The 24,633-nt window shown below is 60.0% G+C and carries 24 protein-coding genes; 12 read left to right on the forward strand and 12 right to left on the reverse strand.

Annotated elements, in window-relative coordinates; genetic code table 11:
* Nucleotides 1-180 precede the first annotated feature (180 nt).
* From F617_RS0106265 to F617_RS0106280, 4 genes are read right to left on the reverse strand one after another with little or no spacing between them, the layout of a single operon-like run.
* A complete protein-coding gene (locus F617_RS0106265; RefSeq protein WP_003511153.1) occupies nt 181-939 on the reverse strand; it encodes an ABC transporter ATP-binding protein in 759 nt (252 codons plus the stop codon).
* Nucleotides 939-1,775, reverse strand: a complete 837-nt coding sequence (locus F617_RS0106270) for an ABC transporter ATP-binding protein (protein ID WP_019564776.1) — start codon at nt 1,773-1,775, stop codon at nt 939-941. The genes F617_RS0106265 and F617_RS0106270 overlap by 1 nt, the downstream gene beginning before the upstream one ends.
* 4 nt (nt 1,776-1,779) lie before the next feature.
* Nucleotides 1,780-2,667, reverse strand: a complete 888-nt coding sequence (locus tag F617_RS0106275; RefSeq protein ID WP_003511156.1) for an ABC transporter permease — start codon at nt 2,665-2,667, stop codon at nt 1,780-1,782.
* Nucleotides 2,667-3,689 (reverse strand): ABC transporter permease, encoded by a 1,023-nt coding sequence (locus F617_RS0106280; protein WP_003500347.1) that lies wholly within the window; start codon nt 3,687-3,689, stop codon nt 2,667-2,669. Before F617_RS0106280 ends, F617_RS0106275 begins: the two co-directional genes overlap by 1 nt.
* Nucleotides 3,690-4,020: 331 nt before the next feature.
* On the opposite strand from F617_RS0106280, the gene F617_RS0106290 reads away from it, so the two are divergent.
* A complete protein-coding gene (locus F617_RS0106290) occupies nt 4,021-4,656 on the forward strand; it encodes a LysE family translocator (protein WP_026330701.1) in 636 nt (211 codons plus the stop codon).
* Nucleotides 4,657-4,683: 27 nt separating this feature from the next.
* On the opposite strand, the gene F617_RS0106295 is transcribed toward F617_RS0106290, so the two are convergent.
* Both F617_RS0106295 and F617_RS0106300 read right to left on the reverse strand, forming a co-directional pair.
* On the reverse strand, nt 4,684-5,415 hold the full coding sequence (locus F617_RS0106295) for a FadR/GntR family transcriptional regulator (protein ID WP_003511162.1): 732 nt from the start codon (nt 5,413-5,415) through the stop codon (nt 4,684-4,686).
* A gap of 121 nt (nt 5,416-5,536) precedes the next feature.
* On the reverse strand, nt 5,537-6,523 hold the full coding sequence (locus F617_RS0106300) for a GlxA family transcriptional regulator (RefSeq protein WP_003511164.1): 987 nt from the start codon (nt 6,521-6,523) through the stop codon (nt 5,537-5,539).
* Between the two features lie 129 nt (nt 6,524-6,652).
* On the opposite strand from F617_RS0106300, the gene F617_RS0106305 reads away from it, so the two are divergent.
* The 7 genes from F617_RS0106305 to F617_RS0106335 all read left to right on the forward strand — a co-directional run bounded on the left by F617_RS0106305 (nt 6,653) and on the right by F617_RS0106335 (nt 11,469).
* Nucleotides 6,653-7,480 (forward strand): alpha/beta fold hydrolase, encoded by an 828-nt coding sequence (locus F617_RS0106305; protein WP_003511165.1) that lies wholly within the window; start codon nt 6,653-6,655, stop codon nt 7,478-7,480.
* Nucleotides 7,481-7,507: 27 nt separating this feature from the next.
* Nucleotides 7,508-8,299 (forward strand): SDR family oxidoreductase, encoded by a 792-nt coding sequence (locus tag F617_RS0106310; RefSeq protein WP_003511167.1) that lies wholly within the window; start codon nt 7,508-7,510, stop codon nt 8,297-8,299.
* A gap of 13 nt (nt 8,300-8,312) precedes the next feature.
* Nucleotides 8,313-8,798 carry a hypothetical protein gene (locus tag F617_RS0106315; RefSeq protein ID WP_003511169.1) on the forward strand — a complete coding sequence of 162 codons (486 nt, stop codon included), beginning with the start codon at nt 8,313-8,315 and terminating at the stop codon, nt 8,796-8,798.
* A 193-nt stretch (nt 8,799-8,991) separates the two neighbouring features.
* Entirely contained in the window at nt 8,992-10,287 is a 1,296-nt protein-coding gene (gene blh / locus F617_RS0106320) for a bifunctional sulfur transferase/dioxygenase Blh (RefSeq protein WP_019564780.1), read from the forward strand.
* Nucleotides 10,281-10,634: a sulfite-sensing transcriptional repressor BigR gene (gene bigR, locus F617_RS0106325; protein ID WP_003511171.1), complete on the forward strand. Its 354-nt coding sequence runs from the start codon at nt 10,281-10,283 to the stop codon at nt 10,632-10,634. The genes blh and bigR overlap by 7 nt, the downstream gene beginning before the upstream one ends.
* Nucleotides 10,631-11,038 (forward strand): YeeE/YedE family protein, encoded by a 408-nt coding sequence (locus F617_RS0106330; RefSeq protein ID WP_019564781.1) that lies wholly within the window; start codon nt 10,631-10,633, stop codon nt 11,036-11,038. The genes bigR and F617_RS0106330 overlap by 4 nt, the downstream gene beginning before the upstream one ends.
* Nucleotides 11,035-11,469: a YeeE/YedE family protein gene (locus tag F617_RS0106335; protein WP_013761694.1), complete on the forward strand. Its 435-nt coding sequence runs from the start codon at nt 11,035-11,037 to the stop codon at nt 11,467-11,469. The genes F617_RS0106330 and F617_RS0106335 overlap by 4 nt, the downstream gene beginning before the upstream one ends.
* A 60-nt stretch (nt 11,470-11,529) precedes the next feature.
* Here F617_RS0106335 and gpmI read toward each other — a convergent pair whose 3' ends face one another.
* From gpmI to F617_RS0106370, 6 genes are all read right to left on the reverse strand, one after another.
* Nucleotides 11,530-13,047, reverse strand: a complete 1,518-nt coding sequence (gene gpmI / locus F617_RS0106340; protein WP_019564782.1) for a 2,3-bisphosphoglycerate-independent phosphoglycerate mutase — start codon at nt 13,045-13,047, stop codon at nt 11,530-11,532.
* A 212-nt stretch (nt 13,048-13,259) separates the two neighbouring features.
* Nucleotides 13,260-14,513 carry a dihydrolipoamide acetyltransferase family protein gene (locus F617_RS0106350; RefSeq protein ID WP_019564783.1) on the reverse strand — a complete coding sequence of 418 codons (1,254 nt, stop codon included), beginning with the start codon at nt 14,511-14,513 and terminating at the stop codon, nt 13,260-13,262.
* 2 nt (nt 14,514-14,515) lie between these two features.
* Nucleotides 14,516-15,529 carry an alpha-ketoacid dehydrogenase subunit beta gene (locus F617_RS0106355; protein WP_013761697.1) on the reverse strand — a complete coding sequence of 338 codons (1,014 nt, stop codon included), beginning with the start codon at nt 15,527-15,529 and terminating at the stop codon, nt 14,516-14,518.
* Nucleotides 15,530-15,532: 3 nt separating this feature from the next.
* Nucleotides 15,533-16,771, reverse strand: a complete 1,239-nt coding sequence (locus F617_RS0106360) for a 3-methyl-2-oxobutanoate dehydrogenase (2-methylpropanoyl-transferring) subunit alpha (protein ID WP_003511177.1) — start codon at nt 16,769-16,771, stop codon at nt 15,533-15,535.
* Between the two features lie 44 nt (nt 16,772-16,815).
* A complete protein-coding gene (locus F617_RS0106365) occupies nt 16,816-17,943 on the reverse strand; it encodes an acyl-CoA dehydrogenase family protein (protein WP_019564785.1) in 1,128 nt (375 codons plus the stop codon).
* Between the two features lie 12 nt (nt 17,944-17,955).
* Nucleotides 17,956-19,119, reverse strand: a complete 1,164-nt coding sequence (locus F617_RS0106370) for an acetyl-CoA C-acyltransferase (protein WP_026330702.1) — start codon at nt 19,117-19,119, stop codon at nt 17,956-17,958.
* Between the two features lie 182 nt (nt 19,120-19,301).
* Between F617_RS0106370 and F617_RS0106375 the strand changes: the two genes are divergently transcribed.
* The 4 genes from F617_RS0106375 to F617_RS0106390 all read left to right on the forward strand — a co-directional run bounded on the left by F617_RS0106375 (nt 19,302) and on the right by F617_RS0106390 (nt 24,632).
* Entirely contained in the window at nt 19,302-19,775 is a 474-nt protein-coding gene (locus F617_RS0106375) for an Lrp/AsnC family transcriptional regulator (protein ID WP_003500312.1), read from the forward strand.
* Nucleotides 19,776-19,856: 81 nt separating this feature from the next.
* Complete coding sequence (locus tag F617_RS0106380) at nt 19,857-21,029, forward strand: isovaleryl-CoA dehydrogenase (RefSeq protein ID WP_019564787.1); 1,173 nt, start codon at nt 19,857-19,859, stop codon at nt 21,027-21,029.
* Between the two features lie 8 nt (nt 21,030-21,037).
* On the forward strand, nt 21,038-22,639 hold the full coding sequence (locus F617_RS0106385; protein ID WP_019564788.1) for a carboxyl transferase domain-containing protein: 1,602 nt from the start codon (nt 21,038-21,040) through the stop codon (nt 22,637-22,639).
* 7 nt (nt 22,640-22,646) lie between these two features.
* On the forward strand, nt 22,647-24,632 hold the full coding sequence (locus tag F617_RS0106390; RefSeq protein ID WP_019564789.1) for an acetyl/propionyl/methylcrotonyl-CoA carboxylase subunit alpha: 1,986 nt from the start codon (nt 22,647-22,649) through the stop codon (nt 24,630-24,632).
* Nucleotide 24,633: the final 1 nt, after the last annotated feature.

The following is a 24,633-nucleotide window of genomic DNA, read 5'->3' on the forward strand; positions in this document are numbered from 1 at the left end:
CCGCACTCCGTAACGCCGGACGAGATCCGGGGTCTTGTGTGAGCAGCCTAAGCGCAGTTGGCGGCCCGCCATCCCGCCGTAGCCATCCAAAAAAATTGCCCGGCACTGAAGGCCGGGCAAGGAAGGAGGATTTTATTATTCGTGATGCCCCGGAGGAGGACGATCACGCTTTGGGAGGTGTCATGCGCCTTCATATTCCAGCGAGGCGCCGATCAGTTCGCGCGCATAGGGATGTGTCGCACCATTGCCGGCGATGGCCTCACGCGGCAGGATTTCGGTGATTTCGCCGCGCAGCATCACGGCGAAGCGGTCGCACATGTGGTCGACCACGGCGAGATCGTGCGTCACCATGATATAGGTGAAGCCGCGCTCTTCGCGCAGGCGCTGCAACAGGTTGAGGATTTCGGCCTGCACCGAAACATCGAGCGCCGAGGTCGGCTCGTCGAGCAGAAGCAGCGACGGTTCAAGTATCAGCGCACGCGCAATCGCCACGCGCTGACGCTGGCCGCCGGAAAGCTGATGCGGGAAGCGGTCCAGGAACGACACGGGCAGACCGACATCCGTAATTACCTTGCGCATGCGCTCTTCACGATCGCCCAGTTTATGGATGGCAAGCGATTCTCCGAGAACGGTGCGCACCGACTGGCGCGGATGCAGCGAACCATAGGGATCCTGAAACACCATCTGCAACGTGCGGCATCGCTCGATCAGCGGCATGTCGCGAACCGACTTTCCATTGATGAGGATTTCGCCGCTCCAGAAATCATTCAGCATCGACACGCAGCGCAACACTGTTGATTTGCCCGAACCGCTCTCACCGACCAGACCGAAACACTCGCCCGGCTCGACGCGAAAGGACACCGAAGGCAGCACTTTCAGCGCCGTGTGGCCGCTGCCGAAGGTGATGGAGAGATCGCGGGTTTCAACGGAAACTGCCATTATACTTTCTCCTCCAGCCATTCGGGGCGGCGATCCAGCACCGCAAGTGGCGCACGCGTGCCGCCAATCCGCGGCTGCGCCGCGAGCAGGCCGCGCGTGTAGGGGTGCTGCGCTTGATCGAGGTCGCGCGCGGCAAGCGTTTCCACCACCCGGCCGGCATACATGATGAGTACCCGGTCGCAGAAATTGCGCACGAGATTGAGGTCGTGGCTGATCATGATGAGACCGATGCCTCTATCCCGAACGAGGCCATCGAGAATATTCAGAACCTGCAGCCGTACCGTCACATCCAGCGCGGAGGTCGGCTCGTCGGCAATGACCAGATCAGGATCGGCAAGCAGCATCATCGCAATCATGACGCGCTGGCCCATGCCACCGGAAATCTCGTGCGGATATTGCTCGTAGACGCGCGCGGCATCGCGGATTTTCACCGCATCGAGCATGGCGAGCGCCTTTTCCCGGGCTTCCAATTTCGACGCCTTGAAATGGCGCAGATAGGTCTCCGTCACCTGATCGCCGACACGGCGGATGGGATTGAGAGAGAATTTTGGATCCTGAAGGATCATCGACATGCGCCGTCCGCGGACCTTCAGCATCTCCTTCTCACTGAGCGACAGAAGATCGAGACCATCAAAATCAAGCTTGTCGGCCGTTATCGTCGCCGATGGCAGGAGGCGCAGCAAAGCCCGGCCGACGGTGGACTTGCCCGATCCGCTTTCGCCGACAATGCCGAGACGCTCCCGGCCCAGGGTAAAGGAGATGCCGCGCACTGCCTCGGTGGGCGAACCGCCATAACGGATGCGAAGATTTTCGACGTCGAGGATTGGTTTTTCCATGGCCCTATTTCCGGTTCATCTGCTTCGGATCGAGCGCATCCCGCAGGCCGTCACCCAGAAGGTTGAAGGCAAGACTGACGGAAAGGATCGCAACGCCGGGGAAAGTGACGAGCCACCAGCTGTCGAGCATGTAACGGCGTCCGGTCGCGATCATCGCGCCCCATTCAGGCAGGGGTGGTTGCGCGCCAAGGCCGAGGAAGCCGAGGCCTGCGGCGGTCAGAATGACGGTCGCCATATTCAGCGTCAGACGGATCAGGACCGAAGGCAAGCACATGGGCATGATCGATTTTATGATGATACGCAGCGGCGAAGCACCCTGAAGCCTTGCGGCGGCAATGTAGTCCGCCTTGCGGAATGTCATCGCTTCGGCGCGTGCGAGCCGCGCGATCGGCGGCCATGAGGTGAGCGCGATCGCGATGATCGCATTGTTGAGGCTGGGCCCGAGCGCGGCCACGAAGGCGAGCGACAGGATGAGGCTCGGGAACGACAGGAAAATATCCGTGATGCGCATCATCACCGTATCGAACTTGCCGCCGAGATAACCGGAGGCCGTGCCGACCAGCAGACCGACGGGACCGACGATGATCGACACCAGCGAGATGATGGTCAGCGTGATGCGCGCGCCCCACAGAAGGCGACTGTAAATATCGCGTCCAAGCTCGTCCGTGCCGAAGAAATGGCCGTTACCAGGCGGCTGCAGCGTCTTGGCGAGATCCTGCACGTAAGGATCATGCGTCGCAAGCCAGGGCGCGAAAATCGCCGCGATGACGAGAAGCAGCAATATCACCAGGCCGAAGGCCGATGTCGGGCTTTTCAGCAGGAAGACAATGATGTTCTTCAGCGCGTTCAAAGGCACGGGAAGACGCAAGGAAGTTTCTGCACGAGCCGTCATCAGCGGGTCCTCGGATCGAAAAAGCGGTACAGAATGTCGGACAGGAGATTGAGCCCGATGAAGATGACGCCGACGATAAGTACGCAGGTCATCACGGCATTCATGTCGCCGATGATAAGATTGCTGGTGAGATATTGGCCGAAGCCCGGCCAGGCGAAGACGGTCTCGATAAGGACAGCGCCTTCCAGCAGTGAGCCGTAAGCAAGGGCAATGATGGTGACGAGCTGCACGCGGATATTGCCGAAAGCATGCAGCCACACCGTCTGGCGTTGCGACAGGCCTTTGACGCGCGCAGTCGTCACATATTCCTGACCCAGCTGGTCGAGCATGAAGCTGCGCGTCATACGGGTGATATAGGCCGACGATGAATAACCAAGCAGAGCGGCGGGCAGGATGAGGTGATTGATGGCCGACCAGAAGACTTCCATATCGCCCGCCAGCAGGCTGTCGATGAGCAGGAAGCCCGTTCGTTCCTCCACGAGACCGATATAGAACTGGTCCATGCGGCCACCGCCGCCGACAAGCCCGAGATGAGCGTAAAAAACGATCAGCGCAATCATACCGGTCCAGAAAATCGGCATGGAATGGCCGAACAGGCTGAGCACCCGCACCAAATGGTCCTGCCAGCGGTCTTTCTTGACGGCGGCATAAACCCCCATGGGAATCCCGAGGCCGGCACCGATCAGGATCGCGAAGGTCGCAAGCTCCATCGTCGCCGGCATGACGCGTATGATATCCTGGATGACGGGCTGGCCCGTGCGGATCGAGGTTCCGAAATCGCCGGTGAACACATCGCCGAGATAATAGATGAATTGTTGCCAGAGCGGACGGTCGAAACCGAGCGCATGGTAAACCTGCTCATAGGTTTCGCGGGTCGCGTCCTCGCCGACGATGGCCCGCACGGGATCAGCGGGCATCAGGCGGCCGATGAAAAAGGTCAGCAGCAGCAATCCGAGCAGCGTGACCGCAATACTTCCGATCTGGCCGGACAGGCCATACAGCGAAAGGCGTCTTTTTGGCATGGTTCCTCCCTTGCCAGAAGTCGATTGCACAAAATAACAAAGGCGCAATCCTGTCTGACAACTATTCGCAAGTTGTCACAGGTGTGGAGAGCTGTCAAGCATATGCCGATAAAATTGGTCCTGCGGCAGGCTTGGAAAATGACTGAAGCAGGCAACAACGCTGCCTTTCAAGACCGAGATTTCATCCGAAATCCAGCGGTTCTTTGCTTTGCCGGAGGAAGGAATCACACATATTGCCGCGATGACAAAAGCCTGTATTCTTCGCTTCGAACTGCCTGTGGAGATGCCGGTCCGGCACCGGCACATCTCCTGCTTCAAGGGGGAGGAAGAGATGGCGGAAATGACACTTCTGGCATTTGCGATAGTTGCCTTTATCGGCATTGCCACACCTGGCCCGACGGTTTTGCTGGCGCTTGCGAATGGCTCGCGTTTCGGGGTTCGCCGCGCCTTGACAGGTATGGCTGGTGCGGTGCTGTCAGATTTCGTCCTGATCGGCGCGGTTGCACTGGGATTGGGAGCATTGCTCGCCGCCTCGGAGTTCTGGTTCGGCGTCGTCAAATGGGTCGGCGTTTGTTATCTCGCCTTCCTGGGCGTCATGCTTTTGCGCTCCAGAGGCTCGCTCGATGGCGCTCTTCAATCGGCAGACACTTCCGGGGCCACTTCCGCCCGCTCGATTTTCCTCAAAAGCTTCCTTGTGGCCGTGACCAACCCCAAGGGATATCTGTTCTTTTCGGCTTTTCTGCCGCAATTCATCGATCCGGCAGCACCGCAGATCCAGCAATATGCGGTGCTTGCGCTGGTTTTTGCCGGCATCGATTTCATCGTCATGTTCGCATATGCCCTGCTGGGCTCGCAGGCCGTCAGACTGTTGCGGAAGTCAGGGGCGTTATGGCTCGACCGCATTTGCGGCGGCGCACTTTTGACGCTTGCCGCCTCTCTGGCTTTCTACCGACGGGCGAGCGCTTAACCTGCTGAGAAAGCTGAAATTTCCTAGTTATTCAGCGGCTGTACGGGAGCGCAAAAGCACCTTGTAGCGCTCAAGACTACCGCGCAGATGCGCCGCCATATATTGGCGGGCAGCATCGGCATCGCCTTCGATGATGGCGTCAACGATCTTCGCATGCTCCTCCTGGAGATGAAGATTGTAGTCCTTCGGACGGGAACCGGGCGCCGCCCCCTGTAATTCGCCACGCGGGATGATGCCGGAGCGGATGAGTTGAAGAAACTCGGGGAATCGCCTGTTCTGCGTCGCCTGTGCAATGGCCAGATGGAACTCGAAATCGGCATCCCGCGTCGGCAACCCGGCGGCGAGACAGTCGCCAACGCGCCGATGCGCATCGACAATCGACTCCACCTGCACGGCGGAACGGCGCGATGCCGCAAGCCCGGCGGACTCAACTTCGAAGACGGTGCGCAATTCCAGCAGTTCGATAACCGAGGAGATCCGCCCCACGGCGAGATCATTGAAAGGCACTTCCTTGGCCGGCTTCACCTCAATGGCAAAAACGCCCGCTCCCTTGCGGGCCTCAACGAGACCATCCGCGCGCAGAATGGCGATGGCCTCCCGCACCACGGTGCGGCTGACGGAATATTCGCGTGTCAGCGCGCTCTCACTCGGGAGACGGTCGCCGGGACGGAACACGCCTTCAGACAAATCCCGCCGCAATGCGGAGCTGATTTTCGCCGCGAGCGATATTCCCGGCTTCGTGCTGCTCTCAACGTCCATTCCGGCCCACCTGTTTTAAACTTGTCTGGCATGTTAGCAAACACCCGCCACATTGCAAGGGCCGCGCTTCTCGCACCAACCTCGTTGCGAAGCGGCAATGTCGCAACAGCGGGATTTGCCCTCAGGCGGCCACCATGGCCGAACCGCTGGAAAAGCGGTTTCTGTACTCGCCCGGCGAGAGGCCGAGAATACGGTGAAATACACGACGGAAGGCAGCGGCATCCTCGTATCCCACCGACCAGGCGATCTGGTCTACCGAACGACGGGTGAATTCCAGCAGTTCCCGCGCCTTGCCGACACGAAGATGCTGGACATATTCGATAGGCTTCATACCGGTGGCGGCCTTGAAGCGGCGAAGGAAGGTTCGCTCCTCCAGCCCGGCATGTGCGGCCATATCGGAGACACTGGTCGCCCGCCCGGCGCGCGCCTGCAGCCAGTGCTGCACCTTCAGGATCGGCTCGTCGCCATGCGTCAGCCGCGGCGCAAAACTGCTGTAATGTCGCTGCTCCCGACCGGAGGGGTCGATCAGCAGGAATTTACCGGTCTCGATCATCACCGAAGGCCCAAGCAGCCGGTCAACAATGCGCAGACCAAGATCGGTCCATGCCATCAGCCCACCCGCCGTGATGATATCGCCGTCTTCGATGACGATCTTGTCTATCTCCAGGCGGATATCGGGAAAGCGCTCGCGAAACCGTTCCGCAAACAGCCAGTGGGTAGTGGCCGGCCGGCCGGCGAGAAGACCTGTCGCAGCGATGATGAAGGAACCGCCGCAACTGGCGGCCAGCGTCGCGCCCTGCGCATGCCGGTCCAGCAGCCAGCGGGCATAGGGCGCAGCCTCATCGATTTCGGCTGGCCCGGTCAGCCGGCCGGGTACGACGAAGATATCGGGATGCCCCGGCCTGCCCGGCTCGGTGTCATGACAACGGGAAAACTCACCGCCCTCACCCATGCTCCAGTGGCTGACGCGCAGTTTCGGCCCACCACGATCCTCTGAGAAGACCGACGCGATGGCAAAAAGATCGGTGATGCCGTGCACCATGGCGACCTGACAGTCCCGGTAGAGAACCAGACCGACTTCCAGCGCACTTCCCGCAACACCCGCCATGCCCCACATCCCCGTTTTGTCAGTTTCGGCTCGTTTTCTGTCAGAAGCGCCAATCCAGCCCCGGCTGTCTCCAGAGTATCTCTATTCCCACGGGACGCAAGCAAACCACCCGCAACAGGAGAGAGAGCCATGACAACGATAGTCACCAGAGACGGAACGCACATCTTCTACAAGGACTGGGGTTCGAAAGACGGCCAGCCCATCATCTTTTCCCACGGCTGGCCGCTCAGTGCCGATGCATGGGACGCGCAGATGGTATTCTTTGCCAATAACGGTTTCCGCACCATCGCCCATGATCGCCGCAGCCACGGCCGCTCCGACCAAGTCTGGCACAACAACACCATGGATCAATATGCTGACGATCTGGCCGAGCTGATCGAACAGCTCGATCTTCACGACATCATTCTCGTCGGCCATTCCACCGGCGGCGGCGAGGTAACGCGCTATATTGGCCGCCATGGTACGGCCCGCGTCGCCAGGATCGCCCTCATCGGCGCAGTACCGCCACTGATGCTGAAGACGGAAAGCAATGCCATCGGCCTGCCGATCGATGTTTTCGACGGCATCCGCAAGGGTACCTACGACAATCGCAGCCAGTTCTTCAGGGATCTGACCATGCCTTTCTACGGCTACAACCGTGAAGGTGCTGTGATTTCTGAAGGTATTCGCGACGAGTTCTGGCGGCAGGGCATGATGGGCGGCCTCAAGGGCCAGCTAGACAGCATCCGCGCCTTTTCGGAAAGCGATTTCCATCAGGACCTGAAGGCTTTCGACAAGCCAACGCTCGTACTGCACGGCGACGACGACCAGATCGTGCCGATCGGCGCTTCGGCGCTCTCCACGGTCAAGATCGTCAAACATGCGACCCTCAAGGTGTATGAGGGCGCCGACCATGGACTGACACAGACCCATCAGGACCGGTTCAACGCCGACCTTCTTGCTTTCATCAACGCCTGAAACCACCAGACAAAGGAAACACGGGACATGACACAGAATACGTTTCTCATCACCGGCGCGTCCGATGGCATTGGCGCTGTTTATGCCGAGCGCCTCGCAAAACGCGGCCACGATCTTATCCTCGTGGCGCGACGCGCCGAAAAGCTGAAGGCGCTGGCCGAGCGGCTGGAAAAGGATCACCAGATCGCTGTCGAGGTTCTGGCAGCAGACCTTTCACGGGCGGAAGACCTCGAAAGGGTAGAGGCACGGCTGCGCGAGGACCGACGGATCACCGGTCTCGTCAACAATGCCGGTATTGCCGGAGACGGCGCTATCACGGAACTGGACCCGGCCCATGTCACGACGATGATCAATCTCAATATCCTTGCCGTCACCCGGCTTGCAGCGGCGATCGCACCGCGTCTTGCAGCAGATGGAAAGGGCACGATCATCAATATCACCTCGGTCACTGCCTTGATGCCGGCGGCATTTACCGCCGTTTATCCGGCGACCAAAGCCTTTGTGCTTGCCTTCACCGAGGCGCTGCACGCGCAGCTTTCCCCTTCCGGCGTTCGGGTTCAAGGTGTCCTGCCGGGCATCACCCGCACGGCCATCTGGGAAGAGGAACGTCTCGACGCCATTCCCGCCGCCATGGTCATGGATGCTCACGAGATGGTGGATGCAGCCCTGGCCGGTCTTGATCTGGGCGAGACGCTGACCATTCCTTCCCTGCCGGATACGGCAGACCTTGAAAATTTCCTTGCGGCCCGCGCTGCATTGAGGCCCAATCTATCGCATGCACATGCCGCCAGTCGGTATGGTGCAACCCAAACTGAATAGAGGGAGACGCATCATGATCCTCGGACTGACCATTCCCCAATTCACGACATTGCACGTTGCCTTGAGCCTCATAGGCATCGTAACCGGATTGATCGCCCTGCCCGCTTATGCGGCAGGGCGATGGATGCCGCGCATGATGGCGCTGTTTCTCGTCACCACGCTCGCCACAACGCTCACCGGCTTCCTGTTTCCAATCGGCAACTTCACACCGGCACTCGGCGTCGGCATCATCTCGACCATCATTCTGGCGGTCGCGCTGGTCGCGCTTTACGGATACGGTCTCAATGGCAGGGCGCGAACTGTTTATTCGATCACCGCTACGATGGGCCTTTATCTGAATATGTTCGTGCTGATCGTTCAGTCCTTTCTCAAGGTCGAGGCACTGAACGCACTGGCTCCAAACGGCAACGAACCACCATTCCTTGTCGCTCAACTCGCCCTGCTTGTTGCGGCAATCTGTCTTGGCTGGAAAGCGACGCGCCGCAAGCTTTTAGCCTGAAGCCAGCCCCCGCCCACACTCACCTGCGGGCTTCCCGGAAAAGCACACTTGCTCGATCCCCTTCGGGCAAGCTTGTGATTTCGTCGCGAACACAGGAAATCGCCACCTCTGAAATTTTCTCTTCCGTCTGTTGCCGCCGAACAATATACATTATATGATAACGTATATTAATTTAGAGCTACAGGAGAAGCCGATGAGTGCCGTGAGGATCAACGAACGTCTGACGGTCGCAGGCCAGCCGGATATCTCCGACTTTTCATCGCTTTCCGATCAGGGCTACAAAAGCATCATCAATGCCCGGCCGGATGGCGAAGAGCCCGGCCAGCCGGGCAATGAACATGAAAAAAGCGCCGCCAATGCTGCGGGTCTTGCCTACAGTTTTATTCCGGTCAATGGCCCGACTATTACCGAAGCCGATATTCGTGCCTTTCAGCAGACGATGACCGAGGCAAAAGGCCCCGTATTCGCCCATTGCAAGGGTGGAGCTCGGGCGCTGACGCTTTATGTGCTTGGCGAAGCGCTGGACGGGCGCATGAAACAAAGCGAGATCGCGACTTTCGGCCAACAGCATGGTTTCGATCTTTCCGGTGCCGTCCGCTGGCTGGAGCGGCAGGCTGCGGCAAAGCCGCACGTCAAGGCTTTCTTCGATCCGAGCACATCGAGCGTGCAATATGTCGTTTCCGACCCCGCAACCCGGCGCTGCGCCATCATCGATCCGGTCTACGATTTCGACGAGAAATCGGGGGCGACCGGCACGGTGAATGCCGATGCCATTCTGGCCTATGTCAAGGAGCAAGGCCTGTCGGTGGAATGGGTTCTGGACACGCATCCGCATGCCGACCATTTTTCCGCCGCGCACTATCTCAGCCAAAGAACCGGCGCGAAAACGGCAATCGGCGCCAAGGTCACCGGTGTGCAGCGGCTGTGGCAGGAGAAATATAACTGGCCCTATCTTGAAACAGACGGCTCGCAATGGGACCGGCTGTTTGAAGCGGGAGACCGGTTCAACATCGGCTCGCTGGAAGCTCGCGTGCTGTTTTCACCCGGACATACGCTCGCCTCCGTAACCTACGTGGTGGGCGACGCCGCATTCGTGCATGACACTCTTTTCATGCCTGATTCCGGCACGGCGCGCGCCGATTTTCCAGGCGGCAGCGCCAGAGAACTCTGGGCATCCATTCAGGAGATTCTCGCCCTTCCCGACGAAACGCGGCTTTTCACCGGACACGACTATCAACCCGGTGGCCGCGCGCCCAAATGGGAAAGCACTGTTGGAGAACAGAAACGCGGCAATCCGCATCTGGCTGGCATGACAGAGGAAGGCTTCATCCAGCTGCGCGAGGCGCGGGATCGCACCTTGCCGATGCCGAAGCTTATTCTGCACGCCTTGCAGGTCAATATCCGTGGCGGGCGCCTGCCGGAGCCGGAGGCCAATGGCAAACGTTATCTGAAATTCCCGCTTGACGTGCTGGGGGGCAGCACATGGTAAAGGAAAACATGCGGAAACAGATACCTGATATCACCGAAATCCCGCTTGCCGAGATGGAGGAACGCGCAGTCGAGGTCGCCATACTCTTGAAGACACTTGCCCATCCCGCGCGGCTGATGCTCGCCTGCACGCTGGCGCAGGGGGAGTTTTCCGTTGGCGAGCTGGAAGCCAAGCTGGATATCCGCCAGCCCACACTTTCCCAGCAACTTGGGGTTTTGCGTGAGGCGGGCGTTGTTGAAACGCGGCGCGAGGCCAAACAGATCTTCTACCGGTTAACCGAGGAAAAAGCGGCGCAGCTGATCGAGGCTCTCTATACCATCTTCTGTGCGCCGGAGGAAAACCCGTGACAGCCTATTGGCCCTCTCTCTTCGGCGGTATGCTGCTCGGCCTCGCGAGTATTCTTCTGTTTCTCTTTAACGGCCGCATCGCCGGCATCAGCGGCATCCTGAGCAATGTACTCGGCAAGGAACGGCGCTTGACGGATGTGGCTTTCGTCGCAGGTTTGCTCACAGGCCCCTATCTTTACGCCGCCGCATTCGGCCGCTTTCCCGCGCTCACCATATCTGCACCCTGGCCGCTGATCGTCATTGCTGGGCTGCTGGTGGGGTTCGGTACGCGCATGGGATCCGGCTGCACATCCGGCCATGGCATCATGGGTCTTGCGCGATTTTCCCGGCGCTCCATCACCGCCACTGCCATCTTCCTGATCACCGGTATCCTTGCCGCGACGATAAACGGAGCGCTGTCATGAAAAATCAGGTCATGGCGCGTTTCGTGGTGGCACTTGCGGCCGGGGCACTGTTCGGATTTGGCCTCTCCCTGTCCGGCATGATCGATCCTGCCCGCGTTTCAGGCTTTCTCGACGTGGCAAGCGGCCATTGGGATCCGAGCCTGATGTTCGTTCTCGGCGGTGCGGTTTTGGTCGCCGTGCCGGGCGTTCTGTTGTGCCGTTTCCTTGCCAAACCAGTTCTCAGTGCGGAATTTCACCTTGCCGCCAAAACTCGGGTCGACGCGCCGTTGGTTGTGGGCTCGGCTATTTTCGGCGCAGGCTGGGGGTTTGCCGGTTTCTGCCCCGGCCCGGCGATATCGGCGCTTGCTCTCGGCCTAATGCCGGTCATTCTCTTCGTTTGCGCCATGATCGCCGGCATGCTCGTTCACGACCGAATCTACGCCAAACGGTAGGCATTTCCGCCTTGCCTGGACATGCGCGAGAGCAGCAGGCTCTCGCGCATCATCGCTGGATTACAGGTCGATCAGGCTTTTGCCCGTCATTTCCGCAGGCAGCGGCACATTCATCAATTGCAGCAGCGTGGGAGCGACATCGGCAAGGATACCGTCATGCAGCTTCGCGCCTTCAGGTCCGCCGAACAGGATCACCGGCACCGGATTGGTGGTGTGCGCGGTGTGCGGGCCACCAGTTACCGGGTCAACCATGGTTTCACAATTACCGTGGTCGGCAATCACCAGCATGGCGCCGCCAACCTTTTCCAGAGCGGCAACGACTGCGGCGAGCCCCCGGTCCACGGCTTCGCAAGCCTTGATCGCGGCTTGCAGATCGCCGGTATGGCCCACCATGTCGGGATTGGCGTAATTGGTGACGATGAGATCGTAACCCTTGCCGATCGCCTCGACGAATTTCTCCGTCACCTCAGGCGCGCTCATTTCCGGCTGCAGATCGTAGGTCGCAACCTTGGGAGACTTCGGCATGAAGCGGTCTTCGCCCACTTCAGGTTCTTCCTTGCCACCGTTCAGGAAGAAAGTGACATGCGGATATTTTTCCGTCTCGGCCAGTCGGAACTGCCGCAGACCCTGCTTGGCAACCCAGGCGCCCAACGTATTTTCGATATCGCGCTTAGGGTAAGCCGTCGTCATGAAGGTCGCATGTTTGGTCGAATATTCCACCATGCCAAGCAGCGCCGAAAGCACTGGCTTTTCACGCACGAACCCGTCGAAATCGTCCGCACCGATGGCAAGCAGGATTTCACGAGCGCGGTCGGCACGGAAATTCAGGCAGAAGAGACCGTCGCCGGATTTGAAGCCTTCGTAACCATCGATGACCGTTGGCAGGATGAATTCGTCCGTAACATCATTTTTGTAGCTTGCGGCAACGGCGCTCACCGCGTCCGGCGCATGTTCGCCCCGGCCGAGAACCATGGCGTCATAGGCCTTTTCAACGCGCTCCCAGCGATTATCGCGGTCCATCGCATAATAACGGCCGATCACCGTGCCAATGCTGGCGCCTTGCGGCAGACTTGCCGCAAATGCGGCGACGAAGCCTTCCGCGGACTGCGGCGCGACATCGCGACCATCGGTGATGGCGTGCACGACGACCTTCAAACCCAGATCGGTCAGCAGCTTCACCGCCGCCCGACCGTGGACGATGTGGCCGTGAACGCCGCCATCGGAGACGACGCACATCACATGCGCCACGCCGCCCGCAGCCTTCACCTTGGCGGCGAAATCGAGCATCGCAGCGTTCCTGAAAAAGCTGCCGTCTTCGATAGCCAGATCGATCTGGCCAAGATCCATGGCGACGATGCGACCGGCGCCGATATTGGTGTGTCCAACTTCCGAATTGCCCATTTGCCCGGTGGGTAGGCCGACATTCGGGCCGAAGGTGGTCAGCCGCGCATTCGGGCAGGTGGCGAAAAGCCGATCCATGGTGGGCGTGTTTGCCAGTACCGGTGCATTGCTGGACGTGTCCTCGCTCAGTCCCCAGCCATCGAGAATAGTCAGGACAACGGGTTTGGGAGTGCTCATGAAAGGACCTTCTTCTTCATTCGGTTGCCGATGAACAGCGAAGCGCTGGGCACCGGAGCGCCCCCGTCCGCCACTATGATCATGATGAGAAAACACGCTTCTCGTTCTTTCTCTTCTATACTCGAAGATCGCGAACGCAAGCCTATACCGACACCGAAACAGTTCCGTGAAGCTGAAGTGCTTCACGGAAGAAAATCCTTTTCGAACGAAGCTCAGCCGTCGATGAAGATCAGCGCCGGCTTTTCCAGCAGCGCCTTGATAGCCTGAATGAAGACGGCGGCATCCCAGCCGTCGACGACCCGGTGATCGAAACTGGAGGAGAGGTTCATCATCTTGCGCGGCACGAAACCGCTGCCATCCCAGACCGGTCGCGTCACGATCTTGTTCACGCCGATGATCGCCACCTCCGGGTGATTGATGATGGGCGTCGAAACGATACCGCCAAGGGGGCCAAGCGAGCTGATGGTGATGGTGGACCCCGTCAACTCGTCCCGTTGCGCGGCGCCGGTGCGCGCCGCCTCGGCCACGCGCACAACTTCAGCAGCACACTCCCAAAGGCCGAGCGCTTCCGTGTGGCGAACGACCGGGACCATCAGCCCCGTAGGTGTCTGCGTGGCTATGCCGATATGCACCGCTTCGTAGTGACTGACGACCCCTTTTTCGTCATCGAAGGTGGCATTCATGCCGGGATGATCGGCGACCGTTTTCACAAGTGCGCGCATCAGGAACGGCAGGATCGTCAGTTTCGGCTGTCCTGACCGGCGGTTGCCATTCATGGTCGTGCGCAAATCCTCCAGATCGGTCACGTCGATTTCCTCGACATAGGTGATGTGGGGAATGCGGGAGACGGACAGCGTCATCTTCTCGGCGATCTTGCGCCTCAGCCCTGTCACCTTCACCTCTTCGACAGCGCTATCGCGGGAAGCTATCGGCGCAGCGGGCCGCTCAGATTGCGACCGTGCGGTCAGAAATGTATCGAGATCGGCGTGGGTGATATGCCCGTCCGGCCCTGTTCCCCTCACTTGTCCGAGATCGATATCGAGATCGTCGGCGCGCTGGCGAACGGCTGGCGACGCCAGAGGTTTATGGTGTTCCACCTCAGGGGAAGGCGGCGCATCCTGTATTTCGCGGGCGGGCTGGATTTCAGCCGCTGGCGGCTCTTCCGTCATGTCGGATGGCGCTTCCGGCTCGGTCACATCCGCGGGGGCAGCAGCAACAGCGGAGGCATTGGTTTCGATGCGCACCAGCGGCGCCTTAACCGCCACCGTATCACCCACCTCCGCTGCCAACCATGTGACGACGCCCGCAACCGGCGATGGGATTTCAACCGTCGCCTTGTCGGTCATCACAGCGGCCAGCACCATATCCTCGTGCACGGGATCGCCGGGTTTGACATTCCATTCCACCAGTTCGGCTTCCGCAACACCTTCGCCGACATCAGGCATAGTGATAACAAATTCCGCCATCTTCAGGCCTCCATGACTTCGACGAGAGCGCGCCCGACGCGGGCCGGCCCCGGAAAATAATCCCACTCCTGCGCGTGGGGATAAGGCGTATCCCAACCAGCCACACGGACGACCGGTGCTTCCAGATGATAGAAGCAGTGCTCCTGTACCAGCGACACGACCTCCGCACCGAAGCCTGACGTGAGCGTTGCCTCATGCACCATGACGCAGCGACCGGTCTTGGCAACGGACTTCACAATGGTGTCCAGATCGAGTGGCAAAAGGCTGCGCAGATCGATGATCTCGGCATCCACGCCCGTTTCTTCCGCTGCGGCGAGCGCAACATGCACCATGGTGCCGTAAGCGATGACAGTGACATCCTGCCCGGCGCGGCGGATTTCGGCCTTGCCGATCGGAATGGTGTAATGTCCTTCCGGCACCTCGCCCATCTCGTGCTTCGACCATGGCGTTACCGGCCGGTCGTGATGGCCGTCGAAGGGGCCGTTATAAAGCCGCTTCGGCTCCAGAAACATCACCGGATCCGGGTCTTCGATCGAGGCGATCAGCAACCCCTTGGCGTCGTAAGGATTGGAGGGAACCACCACCTTTAGCCCGCAGACATGGGTAAAAAGCGCCTCCGGGCTCTGACTATGCGTCTGCCCGCCAAAAATGCCGCCGCCGGTCGGCATGCGCAGGACTATGGGGCAGGTGAAATCGCCATTGGAGCGATAACGAATGCGCGCCGCTTCCTGGGTGATCTGGTCATAGGCCGGGTACATGTAATCCGCGAACTGGATTTCGACGCAGGGGCGCAGGCCATAAGCGGCCATGCCGATGGCCGTGCCGACAATGCCGGATTCGCTGATCGGCGCGTCGAAACAGCGTGTCTTGCCATATTTGCCCTGCAAGCCCTGCGTCGCACGAAACACGCCGCCGAAATAGCCAACATCCTCGCCGAATACCACCACATCGTCGCTGCGCTCCATGGACACATCCATGGCGCTGCGGACGGCTTCGATCATCGTCATTCTTGTCATGTCTCACCACCCTGCCTTCTGGCGCTGGCGGGCGAGATGCGGCGGCATCTCGGCGTAAACGCCCTCGAAAATATCCTTCTTTGGCGGCTTGCGGCCCTCATGCAGCGTACCGTGGCTTTCCGCCTCACGCTGCGCCTCAAGCACCTCGTCGGCAATTTCCGCTTCCGCCTGCCGGTGCCGCTCCTCCGACCAGACGCCGCGCAGGATGAGATGTTTCTTCAACCGCAGAACCGGGTCACCCAGTGGCCATGCCTCGGACTCGGTCTTGGGGCGATAAGCGCTCGGATCGTCGGAAGTGGAATGCGCACCGACACGGTAGGTCACATATTCGATCAGCGTCGGTCCGAGATTGCGCCGCGCCCGCTCCACCGCCCAGCGTGCCACGGCATAAACGGCGAGATAGTCGTTGCCGTCGACCCGGAGCGCCGGAATGCCGAAGCCCAGGCCTCTGGCCGCAAAGGTGCCGGAACCGCCGCGCGCGATACCCTGAAAGGTGGAAATGGCCCATTGGTTGTTGACGATGTTGAGGATGACCGGCGCCTTGTAGGTGGAGGCGAAGACCAGCGCAGAGTGGAAATCCGATTCCGCCGTTGAGCCGTCACCGATCCATGCTGCGGCGATCTTCGTATCGCCCTTGATGGCAGATGCCATCGCCCAGCCGACCGCCTGCACATATTGCGTGGCAAGATTGCCCGACACGGTGAAGAAGCCATGCTCCTTCGAGGAGTAAAGAACCGGCAATTGCCGCCCATGCAGCGGGTCCAGTTCGTTGGAATAGATCTGGTTCATCATGGTGACGAGCGGGTAATCGTCGGCGATCAGCAGACCCGCCTGCCGGTAGGTCGGGAAATTCATGTCGCCTTTGGAGAGCGCCTTGCGGAAGGCGCAACTGACCGCTTCCTCACCCAGATGCTGCATGTAAAAGGAGGTCTTGCCCTGCCGCTGTGCCATCAGCATGCGGGCATCAAAAGCCCGCAGCCGCATCATGTTCTTCAGGCCGACGAGCAAATCCTCATCCGAAAGCAGCCCGGCCCACGGGCCGACAGCCTCACCTTGATGATTGAGGACGCGGATGATGGAATAGGCCAGATCGCGCATGTCTTCAGGTGCTGCGTCCACCTCCGGGCGCGGCACGGAGCCGGCCTTGGGTATCTTCACATTGGAGAAATCCGGCTGGTCGCCTGGCCGCACCGCTGGTTCGGGAACATGCAGGCTGAGATGCGTGGTTTCGGTAATATCCATTCTACTCCTCCCATCGCCATCTCCTCCAGACGACGAAACAATTTTCAGAGGTTTCGCGCGATGACCATGCGCTGGACATCGCTGGTTCCCTCGTAAATCTGGCAGATGCGTACATCGCGATAGATCCGCTCCACCGGATAATCTGCCATGTAGCCGTAACCGCCGTGAATCTGGATGGCGTCCGAGCAGACACGCTCCGCCATTTCCGAGGCAAAGAGCTTGGCCATCGAGGCCTCCGAAAGGCAGGGCTCGCCCGCTTCCTTCAGCGCCGCTGCATGCAGCACCAGTTGCCGCGCCGCCGTTATGCGCGTTGCCATATCCGCAAGCCTGAACGCAACGGCCTGATGCTCGATGATGGCTTGCCCGAAGGCCTTGCGCTCGCGGGCATAATCCCGCGCCGCCTCGAAAGCCGCCTGCGCCATGCCAACCGCCTGTGCGGCAATGCCGATACGACCGCCTTCCAGATTGGCGAGCGCGATGCGATACCCCTGCCCCTCTTCACCGAGCCGCAATTCGGCTGGGACCGCCATGTCGGTAAAGGCAATCTGGCAGGTATCCGAAGAATGCAGACCGAGTTTTTCCTCGATCCTGATTACCTCGTAACCGGGCGTATCTGTCGGCACGATGAAGGCCGTGATACCTTTTTTGCCGGCAGCCGGATCGGTGATGGCAAAAACGATGATGACATCGCCGTTCTTGCCCGACGTGATGAACTGTTTTGCGCCGTCGATGATATAGCGGTCGCCATCGCGCCGCGCTTTTGTCTTCAGATTGGAGGCGTCGGAACCGGCCTGCGGTTCGGTCAACGCAAAACCGCCGATCCATTCGCCGGAGGCGAGCTTGGGGAGGAAACGCTGCTTCTGCTCTGCCGTGCCGAATTTCAGGATCGGCACGCAGCCAACCGAATTGTGGACGCTCATGATGGTGGAACAGGCGCCGTCACCGGCAGCGATTTCCTCCAGCGCCAGGGCGTAGGCGACAGCACCGGTTTCCGACCCGCCATAGTCCTCCGAGACCAGCATGCCGAGAAAGCCGAGTTCACCCATTTGTTTCAGCTCGTCTTTCGGGAACCGGCTTTCCCGGTCGCGCGCGGAAGCGCCGGGGGCAAGCCGCTCGCGGGCGAAATCGCGGGCCATTTCCCTGATCTGTTGCTGGGCTTCGTTCAGGATCATCTCCGCCTCCCTTCAGTGCCGCTCGACCGCAAGCGCAGTCGCCTCGCCGCCGCCGATGCAGACGGCGGCAACGCCGCGTTTCAGTCCGTGACGCTGCAAAGCGGCCAACAACGTGACGACGATGCGTGCACCGGAAGCCCCGATGGGATGGCCGAGCGCGCAGGCGCCGCCATGCACATTCACCTTCTCATGTGGCAGATCGAGATCACGCATGGCCGCCATCACCACAACCGCGAAAGCCTCGTTGATTTCGAACAGATCGACATCCTTCGCCGACCAGCCGGTTTTTTCGAACAGCTTTGTCATCGCGCCGATGGGAGCCGTCGGATATCTGGCGGGTGCATCCGCATGGGATGCCTGACCGATAATGGTCGCCAGCGGTGAAAGGCCTCGCCTTTCCGCTTCGGAACGGCGCGTGAGAACGAGAGCGGCTGCACCATCCGAGATAGAACTGGAATTCGCCGCCGTCACCGTTCCGCCGTCGCGAAAAGCAGGCTTCAGCTGCGGTATCTTTTCCGGCTTTGCCTTCCCCGGCAACTCGTCCACGCCATCATCGCCAACAGGCGCGATTTCCGCTTCGAACGCACCTTCCTCTATGGCGCGTCGCGCCCGTTCCAGTGAGGCGAGCGCAAAATCATCCTGCATCGCGCGAGTGAATTGATACTCTTGCGCGCAATCTTCAGCGAAAGTCCCCATCAGCCTGCCCTTGTCATAGGCGTCTTCGAGACCGTCGAGAAACATGTGGTCGGTGAGCTTGCCGTGGCCAAGACGATAGCCGTTGCGGGCGCGGTCCAGCAGATAGGGGGCGTTGCTCATGCTTTCCATGCCACCTGCAAGCACGATGGAAGAGCTTCCCGCCGCAAGCTGGTCATGTGCCAGCATGATCGCTTTCATGCCCGAGCCACACATCTTGTTGATTGTTGTTGCGCCAACCGAGTTGGGAATGGCGGCGGCAATCGCTGCCTGTCTGGCAGGAGCCTGTCCCTGCCCGGCTGAGAGCACGCAGCCCATCAGCACATCGTCAATGTCAGCGGAAGAAATTGCAGCCCGTTCGACGGCCGCGCGGATCGCCGCCGCCCCAAGATCGGACGCCGCCACCGATTTGAATTCGCCCTGGAACCCACCCATAGCAGTACGGGCGGCCCCGACGATAACGACAGGGTCATGCACAGCCAAATTCACCTCCCTTGGTCATCCTCCCACCGAGAGAACGACCGTCATCGCTATCTCCTCCAGACCGCGACTGACGTGAACGCTATCACTATCTCGAATTCATTTCAAAGCTATTTTGATTGACAGTTTTTTGATTGGCGATATCTTTGATCCAACAATTAGTCATATCATAGAGCAAATGATCCATGATTGAGCTCGACAGTTTCGACCAGAAGATTCTCCATGTGCTTGGCGATGACGGGCGTGTGAGCTGGCGCGATCTGGCGGCCCGGATCGGGCTTTCCTTCACCCCGACACTGCGCCGCGTGCGCAAGCTGGAAGAAGAGGGCATCATTCGCGGTTATACCGCCGTGTTCGATGAGAACCGGCTGCTCGGCAATATGGGCGTCTTCATTTCCGTCACGCTGGAACGGCAGATCAAGGAAGCGCTGACGACGTTCGAGCACCATGTCGCCTCCATTCCAGAAGTGGTGGGCGGCTATCAGACGAGCGGCAGTTCCGACTATCTCATTCATGCCATGGTGCGGGATCTACCGCATTATCAGCAGCTTCTGGATTTCCTGACCACAGTTCCCGGTGTGTCGCGCATCCAGTCCAATTTCGCCATCAAGACATTCGTGCGCCGTTCCGCCGCCTTCACCGGAGGTGACGCGCCATAAATGAGAGTTGCCAGCACGGAGGAGGTGCTGGCCGCTGACGAGAGGGACGGAGATAAATGGCCGTCCGGAGGAGGAGACGCGATGAGTTTGAACCTCGCCGCCATTTTCGATGCCGATCTCGGCCCGGAAATCGCAGCATTGCGCGACAGCGCAAGAGCATTCGCCGACGATGAAATAGCGCCGCTCGCCGCAGAAATCGATCGCAACGATCAGTTTCCGCGCCAGCTCTGGCCGCGGATGGGTGAACTCGGTCTGCACGGTATTACCGTTTCGGAGGAATTCGGCGGTGCTGACATGGGCTATCTCGCTCATTGCGTGGCGATGGAGGAGATAAGCCGCGCTTCCGCGTCCATCGGCCTGTCCTATGGCGCCCATTCCAACCTCTGCATCAACCAGATTCATCGCTGGGGAACGGAAGAGCAGAAGCGGCGATATCTGCCCAAGCTGGTGTCGGGCGAGCATGTCGGTTCGCTTGCCATGAGCGAGACGGAGGCCGGCTCGGATGTCGTCTCGATGCGGCTGAAGGCGGAACGTAAGGGCGACGTCTATGTGCTGAACGGCACAAAGATGTGGATCACCAACGGTCACGAGGCAGACACGCTGGTTGTCTACGCCAAGACGGACATGTCCGCCGGTGCGCGTGGCATCACGGCCTTTCTGATCGAGAAAAGCTTCAAGGGTTTTCGCCCCGCACAAAAACTCGACAAGCTTGGCATGCGCGGCTCACCCACCTCCGAACTGGTGTTTACGGATTGCGAGGTACCGGAGGAAAACATCCTCGGGCGTTTGAACGACGGCGTGACGGTATTGATGAGCGGGCTTGATTACGAGCGCGCGGTGCTGGCTGCCGGCCCTGTTGGCATCATGCAGGCGGCTATCGATCTGGTGCTACCCTATGCGCGTGAGCGCAAGCAATTCGGCAAGCCGATCGGCGAATTCCAGCTGGTGCAGGGAAAGCTTGCCGATATCTATTCGGCCATGAACGCCTCCCGCGCCTATGTCTATGCCGTGGCGCGCGCCTGCGACAATGGCCGCATCACAAGGCAGGATGCGGCAGGTGCGATCCTGTTTGCCGCCGAGCGGGCGACGCGAGTTGCATTGGATGCGATCCAGCTTCTCGGCGGTTCCGGCTATGTCAATGAAAGTCCGGCCGGGCGGCTGCTTCGGGACGCCAAGCTTTATGAAATCGGCGCGGGCACCAGCGAAATCCGCCGGATGCTGATCGGCCGCGAACTGGTCAAAGGCAATGGGTGAGGAATGCGATGAAGCTTACATCCAGTCTGAACCGCGATCCTACCTTTTCCGCCAACGTCACCTTCATGTCGGGCCTGGTGGATGACCTGCGGCAGCATGTCGAAAAAATCTCCAAGGGCGGCGGCGACAAGGCGCGCGAACGGCATCTGTCACGCGGCAAATTGCTTGCGCGCGACCGGATAGAGGCACTGCTCGATCCCGGCAGTCCGTTTCTCGAATTCTCGCAATTCGCAGCATACGAGGTCTACGACGAACCCGTTCCGGCCGCCGGCATCGTCACCGGCATCGGTCGCGTCGCAGGCCGTGAATGCGTCATCGTGGCCAATGACGCGACGGTGAAAGGCGGCACCTATTATCCGCTGACGGTCAAGAAACATCTGCGCGCGCAAGAGATCGCTGACGACAGCCACCTGCCCTGCATTTATCTGGTCGATTCCGGCGGTGCGAACCTTCCCAATCAGGACGAGGTTTTTCCCGACCGCGATCATTTCGGCCGCATCTTTTACAATCAGGCCAATATGTCGGCGGCAGGCATCGCCCAGATCGCCGTGGTGATGGGAAGCTGTACGGCTGGCGGGGCCTATGTGCCTGCTATGAGCGACCAGTCCGTGATCGTCAAAAATCAGGGCACGATCTTCCTCGGCGGCCCGCCGCTGGTGAAGGCCGCAACGGGCGAAGTGGTGAGTGCGGAAGAACTGGGCGGCGCGGATGTGCATTCGCGGCAATCCGGCGTGACTGATCACTATGCCCACGATGACCGCCACGCGCTTTCGCTGACCCGAAGGATCGTCTCCACCCTCAATCGCCGCAAACGCGTGGAGCTGGATATTCGCGAACCCGCAGAACCGCTTTATCCATCGGAGGAGCTTTACGGCATCGTGCCCACCGATACGCGCAAGCCTTTCGAGGTGCGCGAGATCATCGCGCGTCTGGTGGATGGTTCCGAATTCGACGAGTTCAAGGCGCTTTACGGCACGACGCTGGTCTGTGGTTTCGCCCATATCCACGGTTATCCCGTCGGCATCGTCGCCAATAACGGCATTCTGTTTTCGGAATCGGCGCTCAAGGGCGCGCATTTCATCGAACTCTGCTGCCAGCGCGGCATTCCGCTGGTTTTCCTGCAGAACATCACCGGCTTCATGGTCGGCAAGGCCTATGAGGCTGATGGTATCGCGAAGGATGGCGCCAAGCTCGTTACGGCCGTTGCATCGGCCAAAGTGCCGAAATTCACCGTCATTATCGGCGGCTCCTTCGGTGCGGGCAATTACGGCATGTGCGGGCGCGCCTATTCGCCGCGCTTTTTATGGATGTGGCCGAATGCGCGCATTTCCGTCATGGGCGGCGAGCAGGCGGCATCTGTTCTGGCGCAAATCCGGCGCGACGGCATCGAGGCGGATGGCCGCCACTGGTCCAAGGAGGGCGAGGAGGCGTTCAAACAGCCGATCCGGGAAAAATACGAGCGGGAAGGTCACCCCTATTATGCCAGTGCAAGACTGTGGGACGATGGCATCATCGACCCGAAGGACACCCGCCTCGTGCTCGGCCTTGGCCTGTCGGCCGCGCTGAACGCGCCGATTGAACCCACCCGTTTTGGCATATTCAGGATGTGAGGCGACAATGTTCTCAAAAATACTGATCGCCAACCGCGGCGAAATCGCCTGCCGGATCATCCGCACCGCCCGCAAGATGGGCATCCGCACCGTCGCGGTCTATTCGGATGCCGACCGCGACGCCATGCATGTGGCGCTGGCCGACGAGGCCATTGCGATCGGTCCTGCACCTGCCCGCTCGTCGTATCTCGATGCTGAAAAGATCATCGCCGCCGCACAGGCAAGCGGCGCGCAAGCCATTCATCCCGGTTACGGTTTTCTCTCGGAGAATGCCGGTTTCGCCGAAGCCTGCGCCTCTGCCGGCATCATTTTCATCGGCCCGACACCCGATGCCATCCGCGCCATGGGCGGAAAAAGCGAGGCGAAGGCGCTTATGGCGCAGGCGGGCGTTCCCGTGGTGCCCGGCTATCACGGCGAGGATCAGGCCGACGAAAAGCTTGCCGGCGAGGCAGAAGCCATCGGCTATCCGGTTTTACTCAAGGCTTCAGCTGGCGGCGGTGGCAAGGGCATGCGCGTTGTCCGTGAAAAGCGTGAATTTGCGGCAGAGCTTGCCGGCGCAAAACGCGAAGCGCTCGCCGCCTTCGGCAATGACCGTATGCTGATCGAGAAATATCTGGAACGGCCGCGACATGTGGAGGTGCAGGTCTTTGCCGATGGCCATGGCAATTGTCTTTCGCTTTTCGAGCGCGATTGCTCGATCCAGCGCCGGCACCAGAAAGTCATAGAGGAGGCCCCTGCCCCCGGCCTGCCCGATACGCTCAGGCAACGCATGTACAACGCGGCGGTCGCCGCCGCCCGCGCCATCGACTATCGCGGGGCTGGAACGGTGGAGTTCCTGCTCGACCCGTCCGGCGCGTTCTATTTCATGGAAATGAACACCAGGCTTCAGGTCGAGCATCCGGTCACGGAATATATTACCGGGCTCGATCTGGTCGAATGGCAGATCCGTGTTGCGAATGGAGAGGCGCTGCCGGACGACTGGGGCAATCTGCGCATCAACGGCCATGCCATCGAGGCACGGATTTACGCCGAAGACCCGGCGCATGATTTTCTGCCGTCAATCGGCACGGTCAGCCACCTCGCCTTTCCGGAAGAAGGACCTCACCTTAGGATAGATAGCGGCATACGCACCGGCGACGCCATCAGCGTGCACTATGATCCGATGATCGCTAAGCTGATCGTCTGGGACTACGACCGTCCGTCTGCCGTGCGGCGTCTGCGTCTCACACTCGAAAAACTGGCGATTTGCGGCGTCACCAGCAATGCCGCCTTTCTGACACGGCTTGCGGGGCTGGACGCTTTCGCCGCCGCCGAACTCGATACCGGCTTCATAGCCCGCAACGAAGCGGCGCTTTTTGCCCCCGGAGCCACGAGCGAGAACGAAATAGCTTTGTCCACGCTCGGCCTGCTTCTCTCACGCCGGAACGGGGCCAAGCCGCAGGCCGATCCTTATAGCCCTTGGAACAATACGAACTCTTTCCGCCTCAATGCGCCAGCGAGGGAAACCCTGCGTTTCGTCCTGGATCAACAGCCGGTCGATGTCGCCGTTACACATGAGCCAGATGGTTTTTCACTGGAGATCGGCACGCGGGCTATCCGCGCTCATGGCAGCATCTCACAAGACGGCACACTGCGGGCGACCGTCGATGGCAGGCAAAGGAAGTGCCGTTTCTTTGCCAGCGATAACGGCCACGCGCTTTTTCTGGATGGCGAGCACTATCGCATCAGCCAGCCCGACCCGGTCGATGTAGCGGATACCTCCACCCATACCGGCGGTCTGGAAGCCCCGATGCCCGGCGTCATCCGCGCCATTCTAAGCAAGCAGGGCGCAGCGGTTGAGGCCGGTGACGCGCTTGTGGTTATGGAGGCGATGAAAATGGAGCACACTATCCGTGCGCCAGCAAAAGGCACCGTCACCGCCATTAACTGCGCCGAAGGTAATATGGTCGAAGCCGGCGCCATGCTGGTGGATTTCGAACCGGAGGGCGCATGAG

The organism is Agrobacterium sp. 10MFCol1.1, from assembly GCF_000381165.1.
GTDB lineage: Bacteria > Pseudomonadota > Alphaproteobacteria > Rhizobiales > Rhizobiaceae > Agrobacterium > Agrobacterium tumefaciens.

What these genes read in the sequence shown, in the direction of transcription:
- F617_RS0106265 (WP_003511153.1), bottom strand. Translation starts at nt 939, where the DNA reads ATGGCAGTTTCCGTTGAAACCCGCGATCTCTCCATCACCTTCGGCAGC.
- F617_RS0106270 (WP_019564776.1), bottom strand. Translation starts at nt 1,775, where the DNA reads ATGGAAAAACCAATCCTCGACGTCGAAAATCTTCGCATCCGTTATGGC.
- F617_RS0106275 (WP_003511156.1), bottom strand. Translation starts at nt 2,667, where the DNA reads ATGACGGCTCGTGCAGAAACTTCCTTGCGTCTTCCCGTGCCTTTGAAC.
- F617_RS0106280 (WP_003500347.1), bottom strand. Translation starts at nt 3,689, where the DNA reads ATGCCAAAAAGACGCCTTTCGCTGTATGGCCTGTCCGGCCAGATCGGA.
- F617_RS0106290 (WP_026330701.1), top strand. Translation starts at nt 4,021, where the DNA reads ATGGCGGAAATGACACTTCTGGCATTTGCGATAGTTGCCTTTATCGGC.
- F617_RS0106295 (WP_003511162.1), bottom strand. Translation starts at nt 5,415, where the DNA reads ATGGACGTTGAGAGCAGCACGAAGCCGGGAATATCGCTCGCGGCGAAA.
- F617_RS0106300 (WP_003511164.1), bottom strand. Translation starts at nt 6,523, where the DNA reads ATGGCGGGTGTTGCGGGAAGTGCGCTGGAAGTCGGTCTGGTTCTCTAC.
- F617_RS0106305 (WP_003511165.1), top strand. Translation starts at nt 6,653, where the DNA reads ATGACAACGATAGTCACCAGAGACGGAACGCACATCTTCTACAAGGAC.
- F617_RS0106310 (WP_003511167.1), top strand. Translation starts at nt 7,508, where the DNA reads ATGACACAGAATACGTTTCTCATCACCGGCGCGTCCGATGGCATTGGC.
- F617_RS0106315 (WP_003511169.1), top strand. Translation starts at nt 8,313, where the DNA reads ATGATCCTCGGACTGACCATTCCCCAATTCACGACATTGCACGTTGCC.
- blh (WP_019564780.1), top strand. Translation starts at nt 8,992, where the DNA reads ATGAGTGCCGTGAGGATCAACGAACGTCTGACGGTCGCAGGCCAGCCG.
- bigR (WP_003511171.1), top strand. Translation starts at nt 10,281, where the DNA reads ATGGTAAAGGAAAACATGCGGAAACAGATACCTGATATCACCGAAATC.
- F617_RS0106335 (WP_013761694.1), top strand. Translation starts at nt 11,035, where the DNA reads ATGAAAAATCAGGTCATGGCGCGTTTCGTGGTGGCACTTGCGGCCGGG.
- gpmI (WP_019564782.1), bottom strand. Translation starts at nt 13,047, where the DNA reads ATGAGCACTCCCAAACCCGTTGTCCTGACTATTCTCGATGGCTGGGGA.
- F617_RS0106350 (WP_019564783.1), bottom strand. Translation starts at nt 14,513, where the DNA reads ATGGCGGAATTTGTTATCACTATGCCTGATGTCGGCGAAGGTGTTGCG.
- F617_RS0106355 (WP_013761697.1), bottom strand. Translation starts at nt 15,529, where the DNA reads ATGACAAGAATGACGATGATCGAAGCCGTCCGCAGCGCCATGGATGTG.
- F617_RS0106360 (WP_003511177.1), bottom strand. Translation starts at nt 16,771, where the DNA reads ATGGATATTACCGAAACCACGCATCTCAGCCTGCATGTTCCCGAACCA.
- F617_RS0106365 (WP_019564785.1), bottom strand. Translation starts at nt 17,943, where the DNA reads ATGATCCTGAACGAAGCCCAGCAACAGATCAGGGAAATGGCCCGCGAT.
- F617_RS0106375 (WP_003500312.1), top strand. Translation starts at nt 19,302, where the DNA reads ATGATTGAGCTCGACAGTTTCGACCAGAAGATTCTCCATGTGCTTGGC.
- F617_RS0106380 (WP_019564787.1), top strand. Translation starts at nt 19,857, where the DNA reads ATGAGTTTGAACCTCGCCGCCATTTTCGATGCCGATCTCGGCCCGGAA.
- F617_RS0106385 (WP_019564788.1), top strand. Translation starts at nt 21,038, where the DNA reads ATGAAGCTTACATCCAGTCTGAACCGCGATCCTACCTTTTCCGCCAAC.
- F617_RS0106390 (WP_019564789.1), top strand. Translation starts at nt 22,647, where the DNA reads ATGTTCTCAAAAATACTGATCGCCAACCGCGGCGAAATCGCCTGCCGG.